A 19,886-nucleotide genomic window follows, 5' to 3' on the forward strand; every position below is an offset into this window, starting at 1 on the left:
CAGCCTAGCTCAGCGGGGTGTGCAGGCGAGGATCTTGACCGAGGTGGCGCGCTTGAAGGTCTTGAGCTCGATGTCGTGGTGCTCGAGCTCCTCGGTGCCGGGGCCGAGCTCGATGTCGTACTGGCCCACGGTCTCGTAGGACTCGGCCTGCGCGGTGACCGTGCACACGGCCGGGCGCGAGGGGTCGGGGCGCTGGGTGGTGACGCGGACGTCCATGGTGGAGTCGGAGGTGACCTCCCAGGTGACGATCTTCGCGCTGATCGGCGGGTTCGCGCCGTAGGCCGCCGACCACAGCAGCCACGTGCCGCCGACGCCGGCGATCACGGCGGCCACGACGACCCACAGCCACTTCGGCGCCCTGCTCGGCGGGTAGCGGCGCGCGATGCGCTGGGCGTCGGACTCGGTCGCGGTCATGGGTCCATTGTGCCGGGGGCGCCGCGGGGTGGGCCAACCGGGGTGGTTGAATGGCTGACATGGCTGTGAGGGTGGACAAGGCGGGCGAGCCGCTGCGGTTGATGGCGGTGCACGCGCACCCCGACGACGAGTCGAGCAAGGGTGCGGCGACGATGGCCAAGTACGTCGCCGAGGGCGTCGAGGTCATGGTCGTCACCTGCACCGGCGGCGAGCGCGGCGACATCCTCAACCCGGCCGTCGACACCCCCGAGAACTGGGCCAACATCACCGCCATGCGCGTGGACGAGATGGCGCGCGCCGCCGAGATCCTCGGCGTGCAGCACCGCTGGCTGGGCTACGTCGACTCGGGCCTGCCCCAGGGCGACCCGCTGCCCCCGCTGCCCGACGGCTGCTTCGCGCTGGCCGACCTCGACGAGGCGGGGGCCGCGCTGGCCGCGGTGATGCGCGAGTTCCGCCCGCACGTGGTGCTGACCTACGACGAGAACGGCGGCTACCCGCACCCCGACCACATCATGACCCACCAGGTCACGCTGCGGGCCGTCGACCTGGCTGCCGAGGCGGACGCCGACGTCGAGGGGGCGCCCTGGCCGGTGGCCAAGGTGTACTACCACATGACGTTCCACCGGCAGCGGGCCGTCGCGCTGGATGCCGCCATGCACGAGCACGGCCTGGAGTCGCCCTACCGCGAGCGCCTGGCCAACTGGCCCGAGGACCCGACCCAGGCCGAGCGCCTCACGACGTTCATCGCGTGCGCGGAGCAGTACCCGGTCCGCGACGACGCCCTGCGGGCCCACGCCACGCAGGTCGACCCCGACGGGTTCTGGTTCGCGATCCCGCTCACGGTCCAGCAGATGGCGTGGCCCACCGAGGACTTCCAGCTCGCCCGCTCGCGGGTCGCCACGACCCTGCCCGAGGAGGACCTGTTCGCCGGCGTCGAGTGCTGCCACGAGACGGATAGGGTGGAAGCGTGGTTCTACTCGATCTAGGTCTCGGGCGCGACCTCGCGCCGAGCTGGGCGCCGCTGGGCGCCGCCGTGCTGCTGCTGCTGGTCCTCCTGCTGCTGTTCCTGAGCATGCGCCGCCACCTCAAGCGCGCCGCCCGCTTCGCGGCCGAGGACGGCCTGATGGGCGACTCCACCGACACCGACGCCCCGGGCGACCCCAAGCTCTGATGGTGAACCGGCTCGCCACCCAGACCAGCCCGTACCTCCTGCAACACGCCACCAACCCGGTCGACTGGTGGCCGTGGGGGCCCGAGGCGTTCGAGGAGGCGCGCCGGCGCAACGTGCCGCTGCTGATCTCGGTCGGCTACTCGGCGTGCCACTGGTGCCACGTCATGGCCCATGAGTCGTTCGAGGACGCCGGGGCGGCCGCGCTCGTCAACGAGTTCTTCGTGCCGGTCAAGGTCGACCGCGAGGAGCGCCCCGACGTGGACGCGGTCTACATGCGCGCCACCCAGGCCCTGACCGGGCACGGCGGCTGGCCCATGACGGTGTTCGCGACCCCCGACGGCCAGCCCTTCTTCGCCGGCACCTACTACCCGCCCGAGCCCGCGCAGGGCCTGCCGTCGTTCACGCAGGTTGTCACCGCGCTCGGCGAGGCCTGGCGCGACCGGCAGGGCGAGGTGCTCGAGTCCGCCTCCGCGATCGTCGCCCAGCTGGCCCAGATCAACGCGCTGCCCGCGGCGTCCGCCTCGCCGGGGGTGTGGGAACTGCTGGACGCCGTGAGCGCCGAGTTCGACCTCCTCCACGGCGGGTTCGGCGGGGCGCCGAAGTTCCCCGCGCCGATGCTGGTGGACGCGCTGCTCGTCAAGGGCGAGGCAGGTTCGCTCGACCTGGCCCAGCGCACGCTCGAGGCGATGGCGCGCGGCGGCATCCACGACCAGGTGGGCGGCGGGTTCCACCGCTACGCCGTCGACGCCGGCTGGGTCGTGCCCCACTTCGAGAAGATGCTCTACGACAACGCCCTGCTGCTCGGCTCGTACGTGCGCGGGTGGCGCCGGACGCCGCAGCACGAGACCGGCCTGCGCTGGCTCTTCGAGCGCGTGGTCCGCGGGATCGTGGGCTGGCTCGAGCGCGAGATGGTCGTCGAGGGCGGCGGCTTCGCCGCGTCGCTGGACGCCGACTCCGCCGACATCCGCGGCATGGCCCACGAGGGCATCTACTACGTGTGGAACCCCTCGCTGCTCGTCGACGCGCTCGGCGAGGAGGACGCCGACTGGGCGGGCAAGGTCTTCCACGTCACCAACGACGGCACCTTCGAGCACGGGCTATCGACGCTGCAGTTGCGCGGCGCGCCTGACGTCGCCCGGCTGGAGTCGGTCTCGGCGCGCCTGCTCGAGGTGCGCGCCAACCGGTTCGAACCGCCGCGCGACGGCAAGGTCGTCGCGTCCTGGAACGGCTGGGCGATCGAGTCGCTGCTCTGGGCCGGGCTGGTCTTCGGCGAGCGCTCGTGGATCGACCTGGCCGAGCGGGCCGCGACCTACCTGTGGGAGACCCACTGGGTCGACGGCGCCCTGCGCCGAACGTCGCTCGACGGCGTCGCCGGCGAGGCCGCAGGCGTGGCCGAGGACCACGGGGCCGTGGCGTCCGCGTTCGCGCGCCTGGCCGGGGTGCTCGGCGAGTCGGTGTGGCTCGACCGCGCCGTCGAGGTGCTGGACGCCGCCGTGGCGCTCTTCGGCGCCGAGGACGGCGGCTTCTTCGACGCGGCCGCCGGCGACCTGTTCGCGCGCCCGCGCGACGTGCAGGACAACCCGACCCCTTCGGGGACCATGGCGCTGGTCTCCGCGCTGCGCGTGGTGGGCCTGCTCGCCGAGCGGCGCGACCTGCTCGACCGGGCCGACACCGCCGCCCGCACCACGTGGGGCACCGTCGAGGCCGCCCCGCGGCACGCCTCGGCCGCGCTGACCGACCTGCTCATGGCCGACGAAGCCCGGAAGGGGCTGCGCCCCGCCGTGGCCGTCGTGGTCGACGAGGCCGGCGACCCCCTCAACGACGCCGCGCGTGCCGTGTGGCGGATGGCGCCGCTGGGCACGGTCGCGGTCTCGGGACGTCCGGGCACCGAGGGCTTCGGGTCGTGGTTCGAGGGCCGTGAGCCGGTGGCGGGAGAGGTATCTGCCGGTGGCGCCGCACCTGCGCCGCAGGTGGGGCAGGCCGGGACCGTCGCGGAGGAGTCCCCGCTGGCCAAGCTCACGCACGCGCGCATCGGCGGGTCGGGCGGGGTCACCGAGGTCGAGACCGAGGCGTCCCACGGGCACGACGACGAGGACGAGTACGACGAGCACGAGGTGGTCGGTCTCGACCAGACCGTCTACGTCTGCCGCGGCGAGGTCTGCTTCGCGCCGGCACGCACCGTTCAGGACGCCCGCGCGGCCCTGTGGAGCCGCGCGTAGGGCGTCAGCTCAGCGCAGCACCACCAGCGCGATCGCGGCGAAGTGGCACAGGGCCGCCACCACGGTGGCCACGTGGAACACCTCGTGGTAGCCGAACCACGCCGGGGCGGGGTCGGGCTTCTTGAGCGCGTAGACGACCGCGCCCGCGGAGTAGATGAGGCCGCCGAGCACGATGAGGGCGACGATGACGGGGCCGCCGGCGTTCCAGAACGGGATCAGCCAGCCGACCGCCACCCAGCCCATGGCGATGTAGAGGCCGGTGTAGAGCCAGCGGGGCGCGCCCATCCAGCCGAGCTTGAACGCGATCCCGAAGGCGGCGATGGCCCAGATCAGCGTCAGCAGCACGGTGGCGTGGCCGGCGTCGAGGAGCAGCAGCGCCAGGGGCGTGTAGGTGCCGGCGATGAAGATGAAGATGTTGGCGTGGTCGAGGCGGCGCAGGAAACCGCCCATGCGCGGCGACCAGGTTCCCCGGTGGTAGATGGCCGAGGTGGCGAACAGCAGGGTGGCGCCGACGAGGTAGATCGCGATGCCGATGCGGGCGATGAGGGCGGGGGCGGCCACGATCAGGATGAGGCCCGCCAGCTGCACGAACGGGGCCATGCCGAGGTGGAACCACCCGCGGAGGCGCGGCTTGGGGAGCAGCTCCTCCACGGTCGCCTCCTTACTTGACGAAGCGTAAGTTACGGTCACGTAGGTAAGGGTAACCCACGCTGTCGTGCGGCACAACGCACGCTGTCAGCCTACGGTCTGGGGCGGCGCCACGGGGTAGTTTGGGGCCCGTGAAGATCCTCGCCACCACGAACGCCCCCTTCGAGTTCGAGCCCCCGGCCGGGGTCGAGGTCGTCCCCGTCGACGAGCGCGAGCCCGTCCCCGCCGAGCACCTGGACGCCGACGCGGCGATCCTCGTCGGCGGCCGGACCCGGGTGGCCGACCAGCTGGCCGCGGAGGCGTCCGGGCTGCGGTGGGTGCAGACGCTGGCCGCGGGGCCGGACGGGGTGCTGGCCGCCGGGTTCGGGCCCGGCGTCACCATCACCAACGGGCGCGGCCTGCACACGTACACGGTCGCCGAGACGGCGCTGGCCCTCACGCTCGCCGGCATCCTCCGGCTGCCCGGCATGCTCGCGGCCCAGCGGGAGCACCGCTGGGCCTACGAGGAGTACGGCACGTGGCGTGCGCTCCACCCGACCGGACGCCTCGGCTCGCTCATCGACACCGACGTCCTCGTGTGGGGCTTCGGCGCCATCGGTGAGCAGGTCGCCCGCCTGTTCACCGCCGTCGGCGCCCGGGTGCGCGGCATCGCGACCACGGCAGGGGAGCGCGGCGGCTTCGAGGTGTTCACCGACGCCGACCTGCCGCGCCTCCTGCCGGCGACGGACGTCCTGGTCATGGTCCTGCCCCACGACGACAGCACCCGCCACGCGCTGGACGCCGACCGCATGGCCCTGCTCCCGGACCACGCCTGGGTGGTCAACGTGGGCCGCGGAACCACGATCGACAACGACGCCCTGGCCGCGGCGCTCAACGCCGGCGAGCTCGGCGGCGCGGCCCTCGACGTGGCCGACCCCGAGCCCTACCCGGCCGACGGACCCCTGTGGGACGCCCGCAACTGCATCCTCGTCCCGCACGTCGCCGGGGGCGTCGCGCACGGCAGCGACGAGCTGATCAACGACAACCTGGCCCGGCTGGGGTCAGGCGAACCGCTGCGCAACGTCGTCCCCCGGTAAGCTCGCACCCATGTCCTGGGTCGAACGAGCCCGCGAGGTGGCCGACCGGCTGCACCCCGCCGGGCTGCTCTACTCCACCTACGAGCAGCGGCTGCTCGCCGAGCTGGACCGGGACCGCCTGCCCCGCCACGTCGCCGTCCTCGCCGACGGCAACCGCCGCTGGGCCCGGCTGAATGCCCCGGGCCAGCCCTACGAGGTCGGCTACCAGGCCGGCGCCGACAAGCTGAAGCAGTTCGTCGAGTGGTGCGACGAGGTCGGGCTCGGCGTGGTCACCCTCTGGGTGCTGTCCACCGAGAACCTGGCCCGCAACTCCGACGACGTGAAGCCGCTGCTGGGCGTCATCGAGCGCCTGTTCGTCGAGCTGGCCTCCACCGGCCGCTGGCGGCTGAAGCTGGTGGGCGACCCCTCCCTGCTGCCCGAGGACATGACCGACGCGCTGCGGGCCGCCGAGTTCGACACGGCGTCCCTCGACGGGCTGAAGGTCAACGTGGCCATCGCCTACGGCGGCCGCCACGAGCTGCGCGACGCCGTCCGCAAGCTGCTGGCCGAGGAGGCCTCGCACGGCGCATCGCTCGCCGACGTGGCCGAGCGCCTCGAGATCGACGACATCGCCGAGCACCTCTACACCGCCGGCGACCCCGACCCCGACCTGATCATCCGTACCTCGGGCGAGCAGCGGCTGTCGGGCTTCCTGATGTGGCAGTCGGCGCACAGCGAGTTTTACTTCTGCGAGGCGCTGTGGCCCGACTTCCGCCGCGTCGACTTCCTGCGCGCGCTGCGGTCCTACGCGACGCGCGAGCGCCGCTACGGCCGCTGACCCCCTTCGAGGCGGACGCCGAGGCCCCGCAGCAGGACCCGGATGTGTGCTTGCAGGCTGGCCGCCGTGTCGGGCGCACCGCGTCCAACCACCGCGCGGAGCACCTCGCTGCTCAGCGTCGAGAACACCCAGCGGGCTGCTTCGGGCAGGTCGAGGCCCGGGGGCAGGTCGCCGACGGCGACGTGGGGCCGGAGGAGGTCGGCGATGGTGTGGACGAGGTCGTCGAACAGGGTCAGGGCCTCGGTGCGGTGCGGCCCGGCCGTGCCGAACATCACCTCCCGCAGGTAGGGGCCCACGGTGTCGGGCTCGGCGTCTGCGAGCGCAGCCAGCGGGCCGACGAGGTCGAGGATCGCCGCCACGACCTCGGCTGGCCGGCGCGCCTCCGCGGCTTGGCGCCCCGCGTCCAGGAGCGGGGCCAGGCGCTCGTTCGTGACCATCAGCAACAGCTCGACCTTGGTGGGGGCGTAGCGGAACAGGGTGCCGTCGGCGACGTCCGCGTCGGCGGCGACCTGCTGGGTGGTGGTGGCGGCGAAACCGTGCTGGGCGAACAGCCGGGAGGCGGCCGACACGATGCGGTCGCGCTTCTCCGCCTTGTTGCGCTCGCGGCGTCCGAGGGTCTGCATGGCTCCACGCTACCCATTTTGTGAACAGACTCATAAATGAGTACGCTCACTAATGTGATGGAGGACACACCCCGCCCGATCGTGCTCGCCCGGGCGCTGCGCCTGACGGCCGGCCGCACCACCGTCTTCGCCGGCCTGGACGTCGACCTGCCCGTCTCCGGGTACGGCGCGGTCGTGGGCCCCAGCGGCGCGGGGAAGTCCACCCTGTTGCTGTCCCTCACGGGGCGCATGCGAGGCGTCACCGGAACGCTGCTGGTGTCAGGCCTCGACGCTGTCCGGCACCCCGGGCCTGTCCGGCAGGTTACGTCGGTGGCCCGGGTCGCCGACCTGATCGGCCCGGAGCCGACCCTGACCGTCGCGGAGTGCATCACCGAACGCAGCCTCCTGGACGCCGGGGCACCCCGTCAGCGCCACGCCGCTTTCGCGTCGGCCGCCAAACTGTTGGGCCTCGACGTCGACCCGGACGCCCTGTACGGCGACCTGCCCCCGGTCGACCAGACGCGGGCCGCCGTGGCGCTGGCCTGCGTCCGGCCGGCCGGTCTCGTCGTCCTGGACGACCTCGACCATGACGCCACCCTCGATGAGCAGGCCGCCCTCTGGCGCGGGATCGCCGCGCTGGCGGCGTCCGGCACGAGCGTCATCGCGGCCACCACCGAGCGCGCCGCCGTCCCGGCAGGCGCGACCATCATCGACCTCAGCTGAGGAGCCCCGTGTTCGACTCCGCCCGCAACCCCCTCACCCTGGCGCGCTACGAGCTCAAGCGGCTGCGTGGGCCGCTGCCCCGCCTCGCCATCGTGTTCATCCTGCTGATCCCGCTGCTCTACGGCTGCATCTACCTCTCGGGCAACTGGGATCCGTACGGCCGGCTCAACCACGTGCCCGTCGCGGTGGTCAACGAGGACATCCCCACCACCGTGGGCGACAGGCGCGTCGCCGCGGGCGAGGACTTCGTCACCAGCCTGCACCGGGCCGGCACCTTCGACTTCCGCGACACCGACGCCCGGGACGCCGAGGAGGGCCTCTCCCGGGGCCGGTACTACCTCGTCATCACCGTTCCTGAGTCCTTCTCGGCCGATCTGGTCAGCGGCCAGGGCGCCGATCCGCGCCGGGCCGCGATCATGCTGCGCCGCAACGACGCCAACGGCTTCGTGATCGGCACGATCACCAACAGCGCCCAGAACAGCATCGCGCGGGCCATCGACGAGACGGCCGTGCGCAGCTACTTCGAGGCCGTCTTCGCCAACCTCGCCACGATCCGGGAGGGCATGGCCAGCGCGTCCGACGGTGCCGCGCAACTCGAGGCCGGGCTCACCCAGGCGCGTGAGGGCAGCAGCCGGCTCCGCGACGGCGCCAGCCAGGCGGCGACGGGCGCCGACGAGCTCGCGACCGGGGCGTCCCGCCTCGCCACCGGGGCCCGTACCGCGGAGGGCAGCGCGGACGACCTGGCCGCCGGTCTGGAGCGCCTCGACGACGGCGCGGGACGCCTCGCCTCCGGGTCGGCCCAGGTCGCCGCAGGCACCCAGCAGCTCGCGGACGCCGTCGACCCCGTCCTCGCGCTGGCCGCGGTCAAGCTGCCGGACGCCCAGGCGCGGCTCACCGAGGCCGATGCGGCGCTCCTCCCCGAGCTGGACGCCCTCGCCGCGGCCCATCCGGAGCTCGCCGACGACCCGGCGTTCCAGCGGTTGCGCGGACGCGTCGGTGACTTCTCTGAGGCGGTGGCGGACGTCGGCCAGCGCATTGGCGACCTCGGGGCGAAGGCACGCACGGCTCAGGACAAGGTGGACGCCCTCAACGACGGCGCCCAGCAGGTCGCTGCCGGGGCGGCCGACCTGCACCGCGGCAGCACCGCGGCCGCCGGAGGCGCACGCAAGCTCGCGCAGGGCCTCGGCGACCTGCGCACCGGCGTCGACCAGCTCACGGGCGGGGCGTCCACCCTGGCCACCGGGCTGCACGCGCTCGCCGAAGGCGCAGCGTCCCTGGACGACGGGCTCGGGAGGCTGGCGTCCGGCGCGCACGAGCTGTCGGCCGGGCTGGCGGACGGCGTGGCCCGCCTGCCGGTGCTGACCGCCGACGAGCAGGCCGATGCCGCCCAGGTGCTCGCCGCGCCCGTCGACGTCACGATGACCGTCGACAACCCGGCGCATGTCTACGGCCGCGGTCTGGCTCCGCTGTTCTTCTCCATCGCATTGTGGGTGCTGGGCATCTCGGCGTTCATGGTGGTCCGGCCGACGACCGGCCGCGTCATCGCGGGCCGCGCCAGCGACCTGCGGACCGCCTTCACGGCCTGGCTGCCGATCGGCGGCCTGAGCGTCGTGGCAGGCTGGCTGATGCTGGCCGCGTCGTGGCTCGGCCTGGGGCTCGACCCCGTCCACCCTGTGTGGATGGTGGTCGCGGTCGCGGCCGTCGCGCTGGCGTTCTCGGCCGTGGCCCACCTGCTGCGGACCGCGCTCGGCTTCGTGGCCACGGCGGCCCTCCTGGTGGTGCTCATCATCCAGCTCACGTCGACCGGGGGGACTTATCCGCCCGAGCTGTTGCCGCCGTTCTTCGCGTGGATCGGCCACCTCATGCCGATGACCTACACCATCGACGCGTTCCGGATCGCCATCTCCGGCGGACCGCTCGACCGGTTGGTGGCCGACCTGGCCCTCATGGGCGTGTTGTTCGCCTCAAGTCTCGGCCTGCTCGTGGCCGTGATCCACCGCCGCCGCCGCTTCCGTCCGAGCGACCTACGGCCCGGGCTCGGCTGACGTCGACGACGCCTCGGCGGCGAGGTCGGCCAACAGCAGTTCGCCCACGACGTCCTTGATGTCGTCTGCGATCGGGAGGCTCGCCAGCCCCGCCACGCGGGCCACCCGGCCGGGGTTGGCCTCGAGGAACCCCCACAGCGCGTGCTTGTCGATGTAGCTGACCTGCAGGTCGTTGACGGCGGCGAACAGCCGCTCGTCCAGCCGCTGGTCGGACGCCGTGGGCAGCAGCGCGAAGTCGAAGGACGCCCCGCGGGCCGGGTCCACGACGCCCAGGTCGACGGTCAGGGTGCCCGTCGCGTGGTCGTAGGTCGTGCTCGCCTCCGAGGCTGCGCCGGTGTCGCTGGGCGCCAGCCCGGTCACCGACACCCGCCAGCGGCGCACGGCCGGCAGCACGGAGGCGTCGCCCACCACCGGGTCGATGGTGAACAGCCCGTCGGCCTGGTTCCACGACAGCCGCGTGCGGCAGGTGGTGGGCTCGCCGGCGTCGTCGTCCTCGTAGAGCACGAACTCGCCGTCGGCGCCGGCGAACACCCGCACGTGCAGGGCCGCGGGGTTGGCCACCGACAGGTCGTCGCCGTCCACGAGGGGCACGATCGTGCCCGAGCGGGCGAGCACGGGGTAGGTCTCCAGAGGCCGGCGGAAGGTGACGAACCGGCCGCCGGTGTAGCGCAGCCCCGAGTACCAGTCGTGCCAGGTGCCCGCGGGCAGCCACGTGGTGACCGCTGCCCGGCGCGTGCGCCGGTCGGCGGGCGTGGTCAGCGGCGCGACCAGCAGGCCCGCGCCGAACAGGAACGCCCCCGACCCGTGCAGCACCGACTCCGGGCGCGGGTCGGCGTGGTAGACCGGCCGCACGAGCGGCTCCCCGGCGCGGTGGGCGCGCTCGTTCATCGTGTGCAGCCAGGGCACGAGGCGGTGCCGTAGCCGCAGGGCGTCCGTCATCGCCTCGCGGGCCTCGGCTCCGAACTTCCACGGCTCCTTGCCCTGGAACGGGCTGGAGGTGGAGTGCAGCCGGTTGATCGGCGACCACGTGCCCAACTGGAACCAGCGGGCGACCATCTCGTCGTCCCGCTCGCCGAACATGTGACCGCCGATGTCGTGGCTCCACCAGCCGTAGCCGATGTTGGCCGCTGTCGCGGTGAACCACGGCTGGAAGTGCAGCGACTCCCACGTGGTGACCGTGTCGCCGGAGAAGCCGATGGGGTAGCGGTGCGACCCCGGTCCGGCGTACCGGCTGAACGTGATCGGACGCCGCCCGTCGCGCCCACTGTCCAGGAAGTGCAGGTGGTTGAGCAGCCACAGGGGGTCCAGGCCGGGGATCGACGAGGCGCCGCCCTGCTGCCAGTCGACCCACCAGAAGTCGACGCCCTGGGCCTCCAGCGGGTGCAGGACCTCGTCGAAGTAGGCCTCCATGAAGTCGGGGTTCGCGACGTCGAACGGGATCGGGTCGCCGGCGCCGGGGTCGAGCCCGAGCCGCTCGGCGAGGCGCGGGTAGGCGTCCTCGAACGAGCGGACTCCGTCGGCTGGGTGGAGGTTGAGCGAGACCGTGAGGCCGCGGGCGTGCAGGGCGGCCAGGAACGCCTCCGGGTCGCCGATGAGGTCGGTGTTCCAGGAGAAGCCGGTCCAGCCCGAGCCGTGCCGCTCCTCGACGGCGACCCAGTGCCAGTCCATGTCGATGACCGCGACGGAGAACGGCAGGCCCTCGTCGGCGAACCGGTCCATGAGGGCGACGTACTCGCCGGAGGTGTAGGGGTGGTAGCGCGACCACCAGTTGCCCAGCGCCCAGCGGGGCAGCAGGGGCGTGGGGCCCGTGAGCGCGTAGAGGTCGCGCAGGGCGGCCGGGGCGTCGTGGCCGTGCACGAACAGGTACAGGTCGACGTCGCCGGTGCGCGGCGTGGGCCACCCGTCGTCGTCGAGGGCGAGCGAGCCGGAGTCGTCCAGGGTCGCGAACCCGAAGGCGCTGACCAACCCCTTCTCCAGCGGGACGGCGCCGTCGGCCTCGTCGAGGGTGCGGGCCGTGCCGCCGAGGTTGCCGACGTGCCAGCCGGCCTCGCGCTCCTGCACGGTCTCGGGGTCGCCGTAGTGCCACACGCTGCGCCAGTCGCGGACGCCGGGCTGGCGGACCTGCAGGCCGCCGGGGGAGAAGCGCCGGCCGTCCCAGGACAGCTGCAGGCCCCGCGTGGACAGCTGGAGCGCGTCGCCGTCGTGGGACACCTCGTACGGCACCGCGGGGAGGTCGCGGTTCCACACCACCTGGGTCGCCCGGTCCTCGAACTGGCCGTCATCGGACCACTCCAGCCGCAGCAGCCGTTCGGTGAGCACCGTGATGCGCCAGGTGGGGCCGACCAGCACCTGGGCCGGGTCGGTGAAGGGCGTGGTGGTCGGGCGGAAGCGCTCGGGCAGGGCCATGGCCCCACGGTAGCCGTCGTTCTTTGGTACGACGTCTCTTGGCCGGAGCGCCTCGACTTTCGACGGAACCTGCCCCGCGCCCGTTCCGCGCCGGGCGCCGCTGTCCCTAACCTGAGCTCGTCCCTACCCCCCCAACAACAGGAGACACCATGAAGGGAAGCACCATCCGCACAGGAGCGGCCATCGCCGCCGCGACCGCCATCCTCGCCGGCGGCGCGGCCGCCGGCGCCCAAGCAGCCACCGCCACCGTGGGTGGCGGCACGTGGAGCTACGGCTCCTACCTGCAGATCTGGCCGCCGAAGACCTGCTACTCCGACTACAAGCACAACTCGGCCTACCACTCCTCGACGGCCATGATCTCCCGCGCGTACGACACCGACTACGCGAATGCCGGGTACTGGTCGCGCGCCTCCTCGTGGGCAGGTGCCGCGTACACCTGCTACACGTACTGGAACAAGCCCTGATCCCGTCCGCGACCGCCCCCCGCTGCCCGGCACCCCCGTCGTGCCGGGCAGCGGGTCGCCCGGCGAGGGAGGATGACGTGGACGGAAGCAGCCGATGAGGGCGGCGCTCGCCCTCCTGTTGGTGTTCGTTTTCTGCGGTGTGCCGCTGTCGCAGGTGGCCGACGCGGTTCCCGCGCGGGTCCAGCGCGACATCGCCGCCGCACGGGCGCTCGGGGCCGCGTTCGAGTGGCCCTCCGACGAGCGGGCCGCCGATCCGACGTTCGCCGTGGAGGTGCTCGCCGAGGCTGCTCAAGCGGTCGGGGCGTCCGTGCTGCGCACGTCCGTGTCCACCGGCACCGACGGCCGCTCGCGCATCACGCACTATGTGCTGAGCACGGGCGGGACGTCCCTGTACCGGACCCTGCCGCTGGTGGAGGGCCGCTGGCCGACCGACGCGGAGAGCAGGCACCTCGGCGTCGTCGTCTCCACCGAGGACACCACCTCGGCTCGCATCGGACGGCTGCAGGTGCTGGCCGATGGGTACGCGCTGACGGTCGCACCGATGGCACAGGCGTACGAGTCGCTGCCGGTCGCCGGCACCTACGTCCTGGAGGGGGCCGATCGGGCCACCCTCGACGGGTTCCTCGCACGGGTCGGGGAGAGGCTCGCGTCCCGGGGGGCACCCCCGGCCGTGCCGACCGAGCGGGCGTCGTCGGGTGCCGCCGATGGGTCGGGGTCGTTGCTCCGCTTCCTGCCCGTGCCCCTGCTCCTCATCGCCGTGGTCGTGTCGGCCGCCGTCCTGCTCAGGGCGGGCAAGCGCATCGGCGTCCTGCGCCTGCTCGGATTCTCCGGTGCTCGGGTGTGGTTCCGCGTGGTCGGTGCCGTCCAGGCCGTCGCGACCCTCGTCGGGGTCGTTGCGGCCGCCGCCCTGATCGGCCTCACCCCCGGGGTCGACGCGGAGTTCGTCCGTGCCGTCGTCCAGGCCCTGCTCGTCACGGTCGCCGTCAGCCTGACCACCAGTCTCGCCGTGGGTGCGGTGGTCATCGACCGCGTCCGCATCACCGACCTCGTCAAGGGAGGACTCTCGTGACCACCTTCGCCCCGCCGCGCCCCGCGGCCGTCCGCCCCCCGCGCCAGCGACGCGGGCTCGCCCTGCTGTCCGTCCTGGCCAAGGGCCTGTGTGGGGCGGTTCTCGCACTCCTGCTGGTGGTGGCCTGGCACCAACTCGAGGAGGGGCGCGCCCGGGAGGCTCGGGCCGCTCGGTGGGCCGATGCCACCACCTACGCCGTGTTCTACCCGCAGCAGGTCGGCCTCGACGAGCAGGAGGTCTCGGGCGGCGGCCACGCCACGAAGATCGCTGAGGCGCGCGACCTGTACCCCGTTCTGGACGAGGCCGGTGCGCTCTTCGTCGACGCGCAGAACCACGAGCCGGGCATCCCGGACGACCCGCCGGTACCCGTGTGGCCCATGCGGGTGAACGACAACTACCTGGAGCGGTACCCGATCCTCGACGTGGCCGGGCAACCGGTCCGGGTCGGGGACGACGAGGCCGACTGGGTCGTCCTGGTCCCGGAGACCCATCGGGGGGACGAGGCGTCCATCACGGAGTTCTTCACCCGGTCGCGCGTGGGTGGCCCCGACTTCCAGGGGGCCGTCCAGGGCCAGGAGATGATGCTGCGCGAGCCCGTTCCCGACGGACTGCGCGCCCAGTCCGTCCGCATCGTCTGGACCCGGGCGGGTCAGGACGTCTTCACGTTCAACAGCCAGGTCAACGCGGACGGTGGCAACACGGTGCGGGACCCGATCATCGAGGTGCTCACGCCGGCCAACAGCTTGACCATCGACCGGATGAACGCCATCCGCGGCCACCTCAACTCGCCCCTGAAGGTGCGTGTCGACGGCGATCCTGCAGGCACGCTGGCCCGACTCCAGCCACTCCTGCGGCAGTTGCACCTCGATGACAACCTGCAGAACCTCGTGACGGGCAACGAGGCCATGCTCATGGAACTGGACGAGTTGCGGCGCATGACGACGACCACGCTGCTCGCTGCCGCGGCGGCCCTCGGTGTGATGCTGGCCTTCAGCGCGGCCCTCGTCCTTGTGCTGGGGGACGCACTGCGCCAGCGCATCACCGTGCGACGGCTGCACGGGTTCTCCTTCGTCCGCACGTATCGCGAACTCCTCGCGGCCATGGCGGCGACGTGGCTCGGCCAACTCGCCCTGGCGGGCCTGCTGATGGGAGCGGCCCTGGCCCTGCCCCGCGCCACCTTCGCCCCACCTCCCCCTCCCCTCCTCGAGGAGCTCGGACGCCTGGTGGCCATCATGGGAATTGTCGCAGCCGTGGAGGTCGCCTTCGTGGCGGCCGTGGTCATCCTCAACGAACGACGCAACACCGCCACCCGACTGAAGGAGCTCCAGGCATGACCGTCCACTGTGAACTGCGCGGGGTGTCGAAGTCGTTCGGCGCCAAGGAGGTCCTGCGGGACCTTGACCTGGCCGTGGCGGCAGGGGAGATGGTGGCCATCACCGGGCCCAGTGGGTCCGGCAAGACCACCATCCTCAATCTCCTGGGACTGCTCGAGGCCCCGGACGCCGGCGAGGTGCGCCTGCTGGGGGCACCGGCACCCCAGCCGCGGAGCCGGGGGGCGCAGCAGTACCTGCGCCACCACCTCGGCTACCTGTTCCAGAACTTCGCCCTGGTCGATGCCGACACGGTGCAGCAGAATCTCGACCTGGCGCTGACCTACGCCCCGCGCGCGGGGGACCGATCCGCGCAGGTGGACGCCGCCCTGCGCTTCGTGGGGCTGAACGGGGCCCAGGGACGCCGCGTGGCCACCCTGTCAGGAGGGGAGCAGCAGCGCGTGGCGATCGCCCGCCTGCTGCTCAAGCCGTGCGAGATCGTCCTGGCCGACGAGCCGACGGGTTCCCTGGACGCCGACAACCGTGACATCGTGCTCACCCTGCTGCGGGACATGAACAGGGCGGGCAAGACGATCGTGGTGGTCACCCACGACCCCGTCGTCGTCGCCGCGTGTGACCGGGCCGTGACCCTGTCGGCGCCCGCCACGCTCGCCGGGGTCTGATCGGCAGGCGTCAGCCGAGCGGGTGGACCTCCACGACGTGCAGGACGCCGCGAGCCACCCGGAACCGCACGTTCAGCCCGGCGAACTCCACCCCGTGGACGCGCTCGGGGTCACGCCCGACCGCCGGGCGGGGGTCCTGGGCCAGCACGCCGACCAGCGCGGCGAGCTTGTCGGCCGGCACCAGCACGGCCAGGGTGTCCGGCAGGTCGACCTCCACGCCGTAGTCGGCGTTGGTCGCCGTGAAGCCCAGCGTCGCGTCGGCGTGCACGTCGGCGGCGACGTAGGGCTTGATGTCGTAGATCGGCGTGCCGTCCATGAGGTCGGCGCCACCGACCAGCAGCTCGGGCGCACCCGCGGCGTCCGACTCGACCGCCAGCAACCGCACCGACGACAGGCCCAGCCCGTTCGGGCGGAACGGCGAGCGCGACGCGAACACGCCCACGCGGACGTCCCCGCCCAGCCGCGGCGGCCGGAGGACCGGCGACCAGCCGTCGCGCTCCACGCCCGAGAACCCCCACACCAGCCACAGGTGGGAGAAGCCGTCGATGCCGCGGACGGCGTCCGGGGTGCGGAACTCCGGCACGAACACGATCCGGGCGACGAGCTCGGGCACCAGCCCCGCCTGCCGCGGGATGCCGAACTTCGCGGGGAAGTCCGTGCGCGCGTGCGCGACGGGGCGGATCTCGGTCATGGGAGGCATTCTGCCAAGCCAGCCTGGTGCCGCCACCAGGAAACGCCCGACCGCGGGGGCCGGGGTGAACATTGCCTGAACTCTCGCGTGTCAGCGCCGATCCGCGCGGCGTCCGACCTAGATTCGGGCTCAGGACACCTCCGCAGGTGCCCTCGAGAGGACTCCAATGAGACTTCTTCCCCTTTCACGGGACGCCCTCGGCTGAACCACCACGGACAGGCCGGGTGAGCTTCATTCGGCCCTGACGCAAAGGACCGACGTGACCGACCTCGCCACCGACGCCCAGACCGGCACCCCGAGCAGCACCGCGACGAGCACGCCCACCCAGCTCCGGACCTACGTCATCGACACCTCGGTGCTCTTGTCCGACCCGAACGCCCTGTTGTTCTTCGCCGAACACGAGGTCGTCGTGCCGCTGGTGGTCGTCACCGAGCTGGAGGGCAAGCGCCACCACCCCGAGCTGGGCTTCTTCGCCCGCAAGGCGCTCCGGTTCCTGGACGACCTGCGCGTCACCTACGGGCGCCTCGACGCCCCGGTCCGCGTCAACGACGCCGGCGGGGTCGTGCACGTCGAGCTCAACCACACCGACGTCGAGCGCCTCCCGGCCGGGTTCCGGCTCGGCGACAACGACTCGCGCATCCTCGCCGTCGCGGTGAACTTCGCCCACGAGGGCCGCGACGTCGTGCTCGTCACCAAGGACCTGCCGCTGCGCGTCAAGGCCGCCGCCGTCGGGTTGGCCGCCGAGGAGTACCGCCACGAGCTGCCCCGGGAGTCGGGTTGGACCGGCATGGCGTCCCTGGAGCTCGCCCCCGAGCAGCTCGACGAGCTGTACGACCACGGCAGCACCGCCCCCGCCGAGGCGGCCGACCTGCCCGTCCACACCGGCGTCATCGTGCGCGGCGGCGGCTCGACCGCCCTGGCCCGCGTGCACCCCGACCACACGCTGCGCCTGATCAAGACCGACCGCGACGCCTTCGGCCTGCACGGCCGCTCCGCCGAGCAGCGCGTCGCCCTGGACCTGCTGCTCGACGAGTCGGTCGGCATCGTCTCCCTCGGCGGCAAGGCCGGCACCGGCAAGTCGGCCCTCGCGCTGGCGTCCGGTCTGGAGGCCGTCATGGAGCGGCGGCAGCACGACCGCGTCATCGTGTTCCGGCCGCTGTACGCCGTGGGCGGCCAGGAGCTCGGCTTCCTGCCCGGCACCGAGCACGAGAAGATGTCGCCCTGGGGCCAGGCGGTTTACGACACGCTCGGCTCGGTCGTCCACAAGAACGTGATGGACGAGATCGTGGCGCGGGACGTCATCGAGGTGCTGCCGTTGACCCACATCCGTGGCCGGTCGCTGCACAACGCGTTCGTGATCGTCGACGAGGCACAGTCCCTGGAGCGCAACGTGCTGCTCACCGTGCTCAGCCGCATCGGTCAGAACAGCCGGGTCGTGCTCACCCACGACGTGGCCCAGCGCGACAACCTGAGGGTCGGGCGCCACGACGGCGTGGCCGCGGTGGTGGAGAAGCTCAAGGGCAACCCGCTGTTCGGGCACGTGACGCTGACCCGCTCCGAGCGCTCGCCGATCGCCGCGCTGGTCACGGACATGTTGGAGGACATCTCGTTCTGACGTGGCAGGATTCCCCGCATGGCCACGACCAAGAAGAGGAACTCGTCCGTCGTCCACATGTTGGTGGCCATGCTGGTGCTGTTCGTGCCCGTCGTGCTGGTGACCCAGCTGTTCACCCGCAACCCCGAGCCGCCGATCACCCCGATCGACTGGCAGCCGGTGGCCCAGCGGGCCGCGGCCGAGGCGTCCTACGAGGTGCTGGCACCGACGAACCTGCCCGAGGGCTGGGTGGCGACCCGCGCCCGGTTCACGCCCGGCGGCCAGTCCACGACCGGTGGCGGCGACCCGGCGCCCGGTGACACCTTCCAGCTCGGCTTCCTCAGCCCCGAGCAGCGCTACTTCGCGCTCGACCAGCGCGACGTCGCGCCCGAGGCGTTCGTGACCGCGGTGACCCGCACCGGACGCCCCGACGGCGAGGGGGCCGCGGGCGGACGCACCTGGGCGCGCTACGTCTCCGAGGACGGACGGACGCGCTCACTGGTCGCGCGGGACGGGGACGCCGCGACGATCGTGTCCGGCGACCTGCCCTACGAGGCGCTCGAGGCCTTCGCGTCGACCCTGGCGCCCGTCGGCTGAGGGATCAGTCGCGCACCGAGATGTGCACGTGGTCGAGGTGGTTCGCCGTGGCGCCGCCCCGGTCCTCCATCCAGCGCCAGCCGCGCTCGGGGTAGGAGGCGTTCCAGATCTGCTGGCGCCAGATGATGTAGGTGATCTTGTACTCCGCGGCGTTGGCGGCGAAGTCGCGGGCGATCGTCCAGCCGTAGTCGATGCTCGACTGCTGCGACCAGTTCGACACCATCACGTCGACGGCGCGGCCGTTCGGGTGGTCGGAGGAGTAGCTGCTCGAGGCCCGGTAGCCGCCGATGGTGCGGATCAGCGGGTAGGTGTCGAGCACGTGCTGGACGACCTTCTTGGCGTTCGCGTTGAGCGGGTCGTACCCGGGCAGCGAGACCGACGAGGTCAGCGGCGTGGCCGGTGCGGTCGAGGCGGTGTAGGCCTTGAAGACCCAGCGCGCGGCACCGTTGTGGATGACCTGCAGGCGGTCGCCGACCACCGTGCCGGTCGTCGCGAGCTCGTTGCCGCGGTAGACGGTCGCCACCACCGTGCTGGACGGGTCGGAGGTGGCCCGCACGTAGAGGGATCCCACGTTGACGTAGACCGTGCCGGTCGCCGTGGGGGCAGGGGCCGGGGCGGGCGCGGTGGTCGTGACCGCCGTGGTGTACCGGGTCGCGATCCAGCGGGTCTCGCCGCCGTGGATGATCTCGGTGTAGTCGGCGGTCTTCTGGCCGGTCGTGTCGACGACCGAGTTGCCGGGCAGGACGCCGGTGTAGCCGTACGCCGTGCTGCCGCCGGTGCGCAGGTAGAGGTTGGCGGTGGTCCGGAGCTGGCCGGCGGCGACGGCCTTGGTGACGGTGCCGGTGGTCAGGTAGTTGGTGGAGATCCAGCGGGCCTGCCCGCCGTGGATGACCTGGGTCCACCCGCCCGACGTCTTCCCCGTCGTCGGGAGGGTGGAGCCCTTGGTGGCCACGGCCACGGCCGTGTGGCTGGTGCCCGGCCCGGTGCGCACGTTCACGTTGGCGGTGGTCGTCGCCTCGCCGGTCGCCGTGGGCACCGGGTCGGTGGGAGCCGGCTGTGAGGGCTGGGTGGGGGCGGACTCGCTCGCCTTGAGGTAGTTCTGGTAGACCCAGCCGGTCTGCCCCTTGTCGGTGGTGACCTGGTACCAGCCGCCGCTGACCTGACCGGACGCGGTGACGGCCTGCGAGGGGGCGAGCACGGTCACCACGGGGTTCGAGGTCGAGGGGCCGGAGCGCATGTTGACCCACGTCGTGGCGGTCATCGCCTGCGACGCGTCGGCCACCGACGCGATGACCAGGCTGCCCGCACCGAGCACCGTCAGGGCCATGCAGCCGCCCACCAGGGCGCTCGTCAACCT

At 72.6% G+C, this 19,886-nt stretch carries 19 protein-coding genes; 13 read left to right on the forward strand and 6 right to left on the reverse strand.

Annotation, left to right across the window (positions count from 1 at the left end; genetic code table 11):
- Window positions 1–9 precede the first annotated feature (9 nt).
- The gene (locus tag H5397_RS05415) at window positions 10–414 is read right to left on the reverse strand and encodes a DUF4307 domain-containing protein (RefSeq protein WP_182815421.1); all 405 of its coding nucleotides are present in this window, start codon (window positions 412–414) and stop codon (window positions 10–12) included.
- 59 nt (window positions 415–473) lie between these two features.
- Between H5397_RS05415 and mca the strand changes: the two genes are divergently transcribed.
- The 3 genes from mca to H5397_RS05430 are packed head-to-tail and all read left to right on the forward strand — an operon-like array spanning window position 474 to window position 3,804.
- On the forward strand, window positions 474–1,400 hold the full coding sequence (gene mca / locus H5397_RS05420; RefSeq protein WP_208090968.1) for a mycothiol conjugate amidase Mca: 927 nt from the start codon (window positions 474–476) through the stop codon (window positions 1,398–1,400).
- On the forward strand, window positions 1,382–1,585 hold the full coding sequence (locus H5397_RS05425) for a hypothetical protein (protein ID WP_182815423.1): 204 nt from the start codon (window positions 1,382–1,384) through the stop codon (window positions 1,583–1,585). The genes mca and H5397_RS05425 overlap by 19 nt, the downstream gene beginning before the upstream one ends.
- Entirely contained in the window at window positions 1,585–3,804 is a 2,220-nt protein-coding gene (locus H5397_RS05430) for a thioredoxin domain-containing protein (protein WP_182815425.1), read from the forward strand. The genes H5397_RS05425 and H5397_RS05430 overlap by 1 nt, the downstream gene beginning before the upstream one ends.
- 9 nt (window positions 3,805–3,813) lie before the next feature.
- On the opposite strand, the gene H5397_RS05435 is transcribed toward H5397_RS05430, so the two are convergent.
- Window positions 3,814–4,455, reverse strand: coding sequence for a hemolysin III family protein (locus H5397_RS05435; RefSeq protein WP_260519433.1), 642 nt, complete (start codon window positions 4,453–4,455; stop codon window positions 3,814–3,816).
- 128 nt (window positions 4,456–4,583) lie between these two features.
- On the opposite strand from H5397_RS05435, the gene H5397_RS05440 reads away from it, so the two are divergent.
- Both H5397_RS05440 and H5397_RS05445 read left to right on the forward strand, forming a co-directional pair.
- Window positions 4,584–5,528 (forward strand): NAD(P)-dependent oxidoreductase, encoded by a 945-nt coding sequence (locus H5397_RS05440; RefSeq protein ID WP_182815429.1) that lies wholly within the window; start codon window positions 4,584–4,586, stop codon window positions 5,526–5,528.
- A 10-nt stretch (window positions 5,529–5,538) separates the two neighbouring features.
- Entirely contained in the window at window positions 5,539–6,345 is an 807-nt protein-coding gene (locus H5397_RS05445; protein WP_182815431.1) for an isoprenyl transferase, read from the forward strand.
- Here H5397_RS05445 and H5397_RS05450 read toward each other — a convergent pair.
- A complete protein-coding gene (locus H5397_RS05450) occupies window positions 6,333–6,968 on the reverse strand; it encodes a TetR/AcrR family transcriptional regulator (protein ID WP_182815433.1) in 636 nt (211 codons plus the stop codon). The genes H5397_RS05445 and H5397_RS05450 overlap by 13 nt on opposite strands.
- A gap of 57 nt (window positions 6,969–7,025) precedes the next feature.
- On the opposite strand from H5397_RS05450, the gene H5397_RS05455 reads away from it, so the two are divergent.
- Window positions 7,026–7,670: an ATP-binding cassette domain-containing protein gene (locus tag H5397_RS05455; RefSeq protein ID WP_182815435.1), complete on the forward strand. Its 645-nt coding sequence runs from the start codon at window positions 7,026–7,028 to the stop codon at window positions 7,668–7,670.
- Between the two features lie 8 nt (window positions 7,671–7,678).
- The gene (locus H5397_RS05460) at window positions 7,679–9,715 is read left to right on the forward strand and encodes a YhgE/Pip domain-containing protein (RefSeq protein ID WP_220492027.1); all 2,037 of its coding nucleotides are present in this window, start codon (window positions 7,679–7,681) and stop codon (window positions 9,713–9,715) included.
- Here the strand turns inward: H5397_RS05460 and H5397_RS05465 are convergent.
- Window positions 9,695–12,121, reverse strand: coding sequence for a TIM-barrel domain-containing protein (locus H5397_RS05465; RefSeq protein ID WP_182815437.1), 2,427 nt, complete (start codon window positions 12,119–12,121; stop codon window positions 9,695–9,697). The two genes, H5397_RS05460 and H5397_RS05465, sit on opposite strands and share 21 nt — an antisense overlap.
- Before the next feature lie 149 nt (window positions 12,122–12,270).
- Between H5397_RS05465 and H5397_RS05470 the strand changes: the two genes are divergently transcribed.
- The 4 genes from H5397_RS05470 to H5397_RS05485 all read left to right on the forward strand — a co-directional run bounded on the left by H5397_RS05470 (window position 12,271) and on the right by H5397_RS05485 (window position 15,647).
- A complete protein-coding gene (locus H5397_RS05470) occupies window positions 12,271–12,585 on the forward strand; it encodes a lactococcin 972 family bacteriocin (protein WP_131168407.1) in 315 nt (104 codons plus the stop codon).
- Between the two features lie 94 nt (window positions 12,586–12,679).
- Window positions 12,680–13,654 carry a hypothetical protein gene (locus tag H5397_RS05475; protein WP_131168409.1) on the forward strand — a complete coding sequence of 325 codons (975 nt, stop codon included), beginning with the start codon at window positions 12,680–12,682 and terminating at the stop codon, window positions 13,652–13,654.
- Window positions 13,651–14,988 (forward strand): hypothetical protein, encoded by a 1,338-nt coding sequence (locus H5397_RS05480; RefSeq protein ID WP_131168411.1) that lies wholly within the window; start codon window positions 13,651–13,653, stop codon window positions 14,986–14,988. The genes H5397_RS05475 and H5397_RS05480 overlap by 4 nt, the downstream gene beginning before the upstream one ends.
- Entirely contained in the window at window positions 14,985–15,647 is a 663-nt protein-coding gene (locus H5397_RS05485) for an ATP-binding cassette domain-containing protein (protein WP_131168413.1), read from the forward strand. The genes H5397_RS05480 and H5397_RS05485 overlap by 4 nt, the downstream gene beginning before the upstream one ends.
- Before the next feature lie 10 nt (window positions 15,648–15,657).
- Here H5397_RS05485 and tsaA read toward each other — a convergent pair whose 3' ends face one another.
- On the reverse strand, window positions 15,658–16,338 hold the full coding sequence (gene tsaA, locus H5397_RS05490) for a tRNA (N6-threonylcarbamoyladenosine(37)-N6)-methyltransferase TrmO (RefSeq protein ID WP_182815439.1): 681 nt from the start codon (window positions 16,336–16,338) through the stop codon (window positions 15,658–15,660).
- Window positions 16,339–16,597: 259 nt separating this feature from the next.
- Here tsaA and H5397_RS05495 point away from each other — a divergent pair, with 259 nt between their 5' ends.
- Window positions 16,598–17,953 (forward strand): PhoH family protein, encoded by a 1,356-nt coding sequence (locus H5397_RS05495; protein WP_375539411.1) that lies wholly within the window; start codon window positions 16,598–16,600, stop codon window positions 17,951–17,953.
- Window positions 17,954–17,971: 18 nt separating this feature from the next.
- A complete protein-coding gene (locus H5397_RS05500; RefSeq protein WP_182815441.1) occupies window positions 17,972–18,529 on the forward strand; it encodes a DUF4245 domain-containing protein in 558 nt (185 codons plus the stop codon).
- A gap of 4 nt (window positions 18,530–18,533) precedes the next feature.
- Here H5397_RS05500 and H5397_RS05505 read toward each other — a convergent pair whose 3' ends face one another.
- Complete coding sequence (locus tag H5397_RS05505) at window positions 18,534–19,883, reverse strand: SH3 domain-containing protein (RefSeq protein ID WP_182815442.1); 1,350 nt, start codon at window positions 19,881–19,883, stop codon at window positions 18,534–18,536.
- Window positions 19,884–19,886: the final 3 nt, after the last annotated feature.

The organism is Propioniciclava sp. MC1683 (assembly GCF_014164675.1).
GTDB lineage: Bacteria > Actinomycetota > Actinomycetes > Propionibacteriales > Propionibacteriaceae > Propioniciclava.

Excerpts from the sequence above, each read along its gene's own strand:
- H5397_RS05415 (WP_182815421.1), bottom strand. The coding sequence starts at position 414 with ATGACCGCGACCGAGTCCGACGCCCAGCGCATCGCGCGCCGCTACCCG.
- mca (WP_208090968.1), top strand. The coding sequence starts at position 474 with ATGGCTGTGAGGGTGGACAAGGCGGGCGAGCCGCTGCGGTTGATGGCG.
- H5397_RS05430 (WP_182815425.1), top strand. The coding sequence starts at position 1,585 with ATGGTGAACCGGCTCGCCACCCAGACCAGCCCGTACCTCCTGCAACAC.
- H5397_RS05445 (WP_182815431.1), top strand. The coding sequence starts at position 5,539 with ATGTCCTGGGTCGAACGAGCCCGCGAGGTGGCCGACCGGCTGCACCCC.
- H5397_RS05450 (WP_182815433.1), bottom strand. The coding sequence starts at position 6,968 with ATGCAGACCCTCGGACGCCGCGAGCGCAACAAGGCGGAGAAGCGCGAC.
- H5397_RS05455 (WP_182815435.1), top strand. The coding sequence starts at position 7,026 with ATGGAGGACACACCCCGCCCGATCGTGCTCGCCCGGGCGCTGCGCCTG.
- H5397_RS05465 (WP_182815437.1), bottom strand. The coding sequence starts at position 12,121 with ATGGCCCTGCCCGAGCGCTTCCGCCCGACCACCACGCCCTTCACCGAC.
- H5397_RS05470 (WP_131168407.1), top strand. The coding sequence starts at position 12,271 with ATGAAGGGAAGCACCATCCGCACAGGAGCGGCCATCGCCGCCGCGACC.
- H5397_RS05475 (WP_131168409.1), top strand. The coding sequence starts at position 12,680 with ATGAGGGCGGCGCTCGCCCTCCTGTTGGTGTTCGTTTTCTGCGGTGTG.
- H5397_RS05485 (WP_131168413.1), top strand. The coding sequence starts at position 14,985 with ATGACCGTCCACTGTGAACTGCGCGGGGTGTCGAAGTCGTTCGGCGCC.
- tsaA (WP_182815439.1), bottom strand. The coding sequence starts at position 16,338 with ATGACCGAGATCCGCCCCGTCGCGCACGCGCGCACGGACTTCCCCGCG.
- H5397_RS05500 (WP_182815441.1), top strand. The coding sequence starts at position 17,972 with ATGGCCACGACCAAGAAGAGGAACTCGTCCGTCGTCCACATGTTGGTG.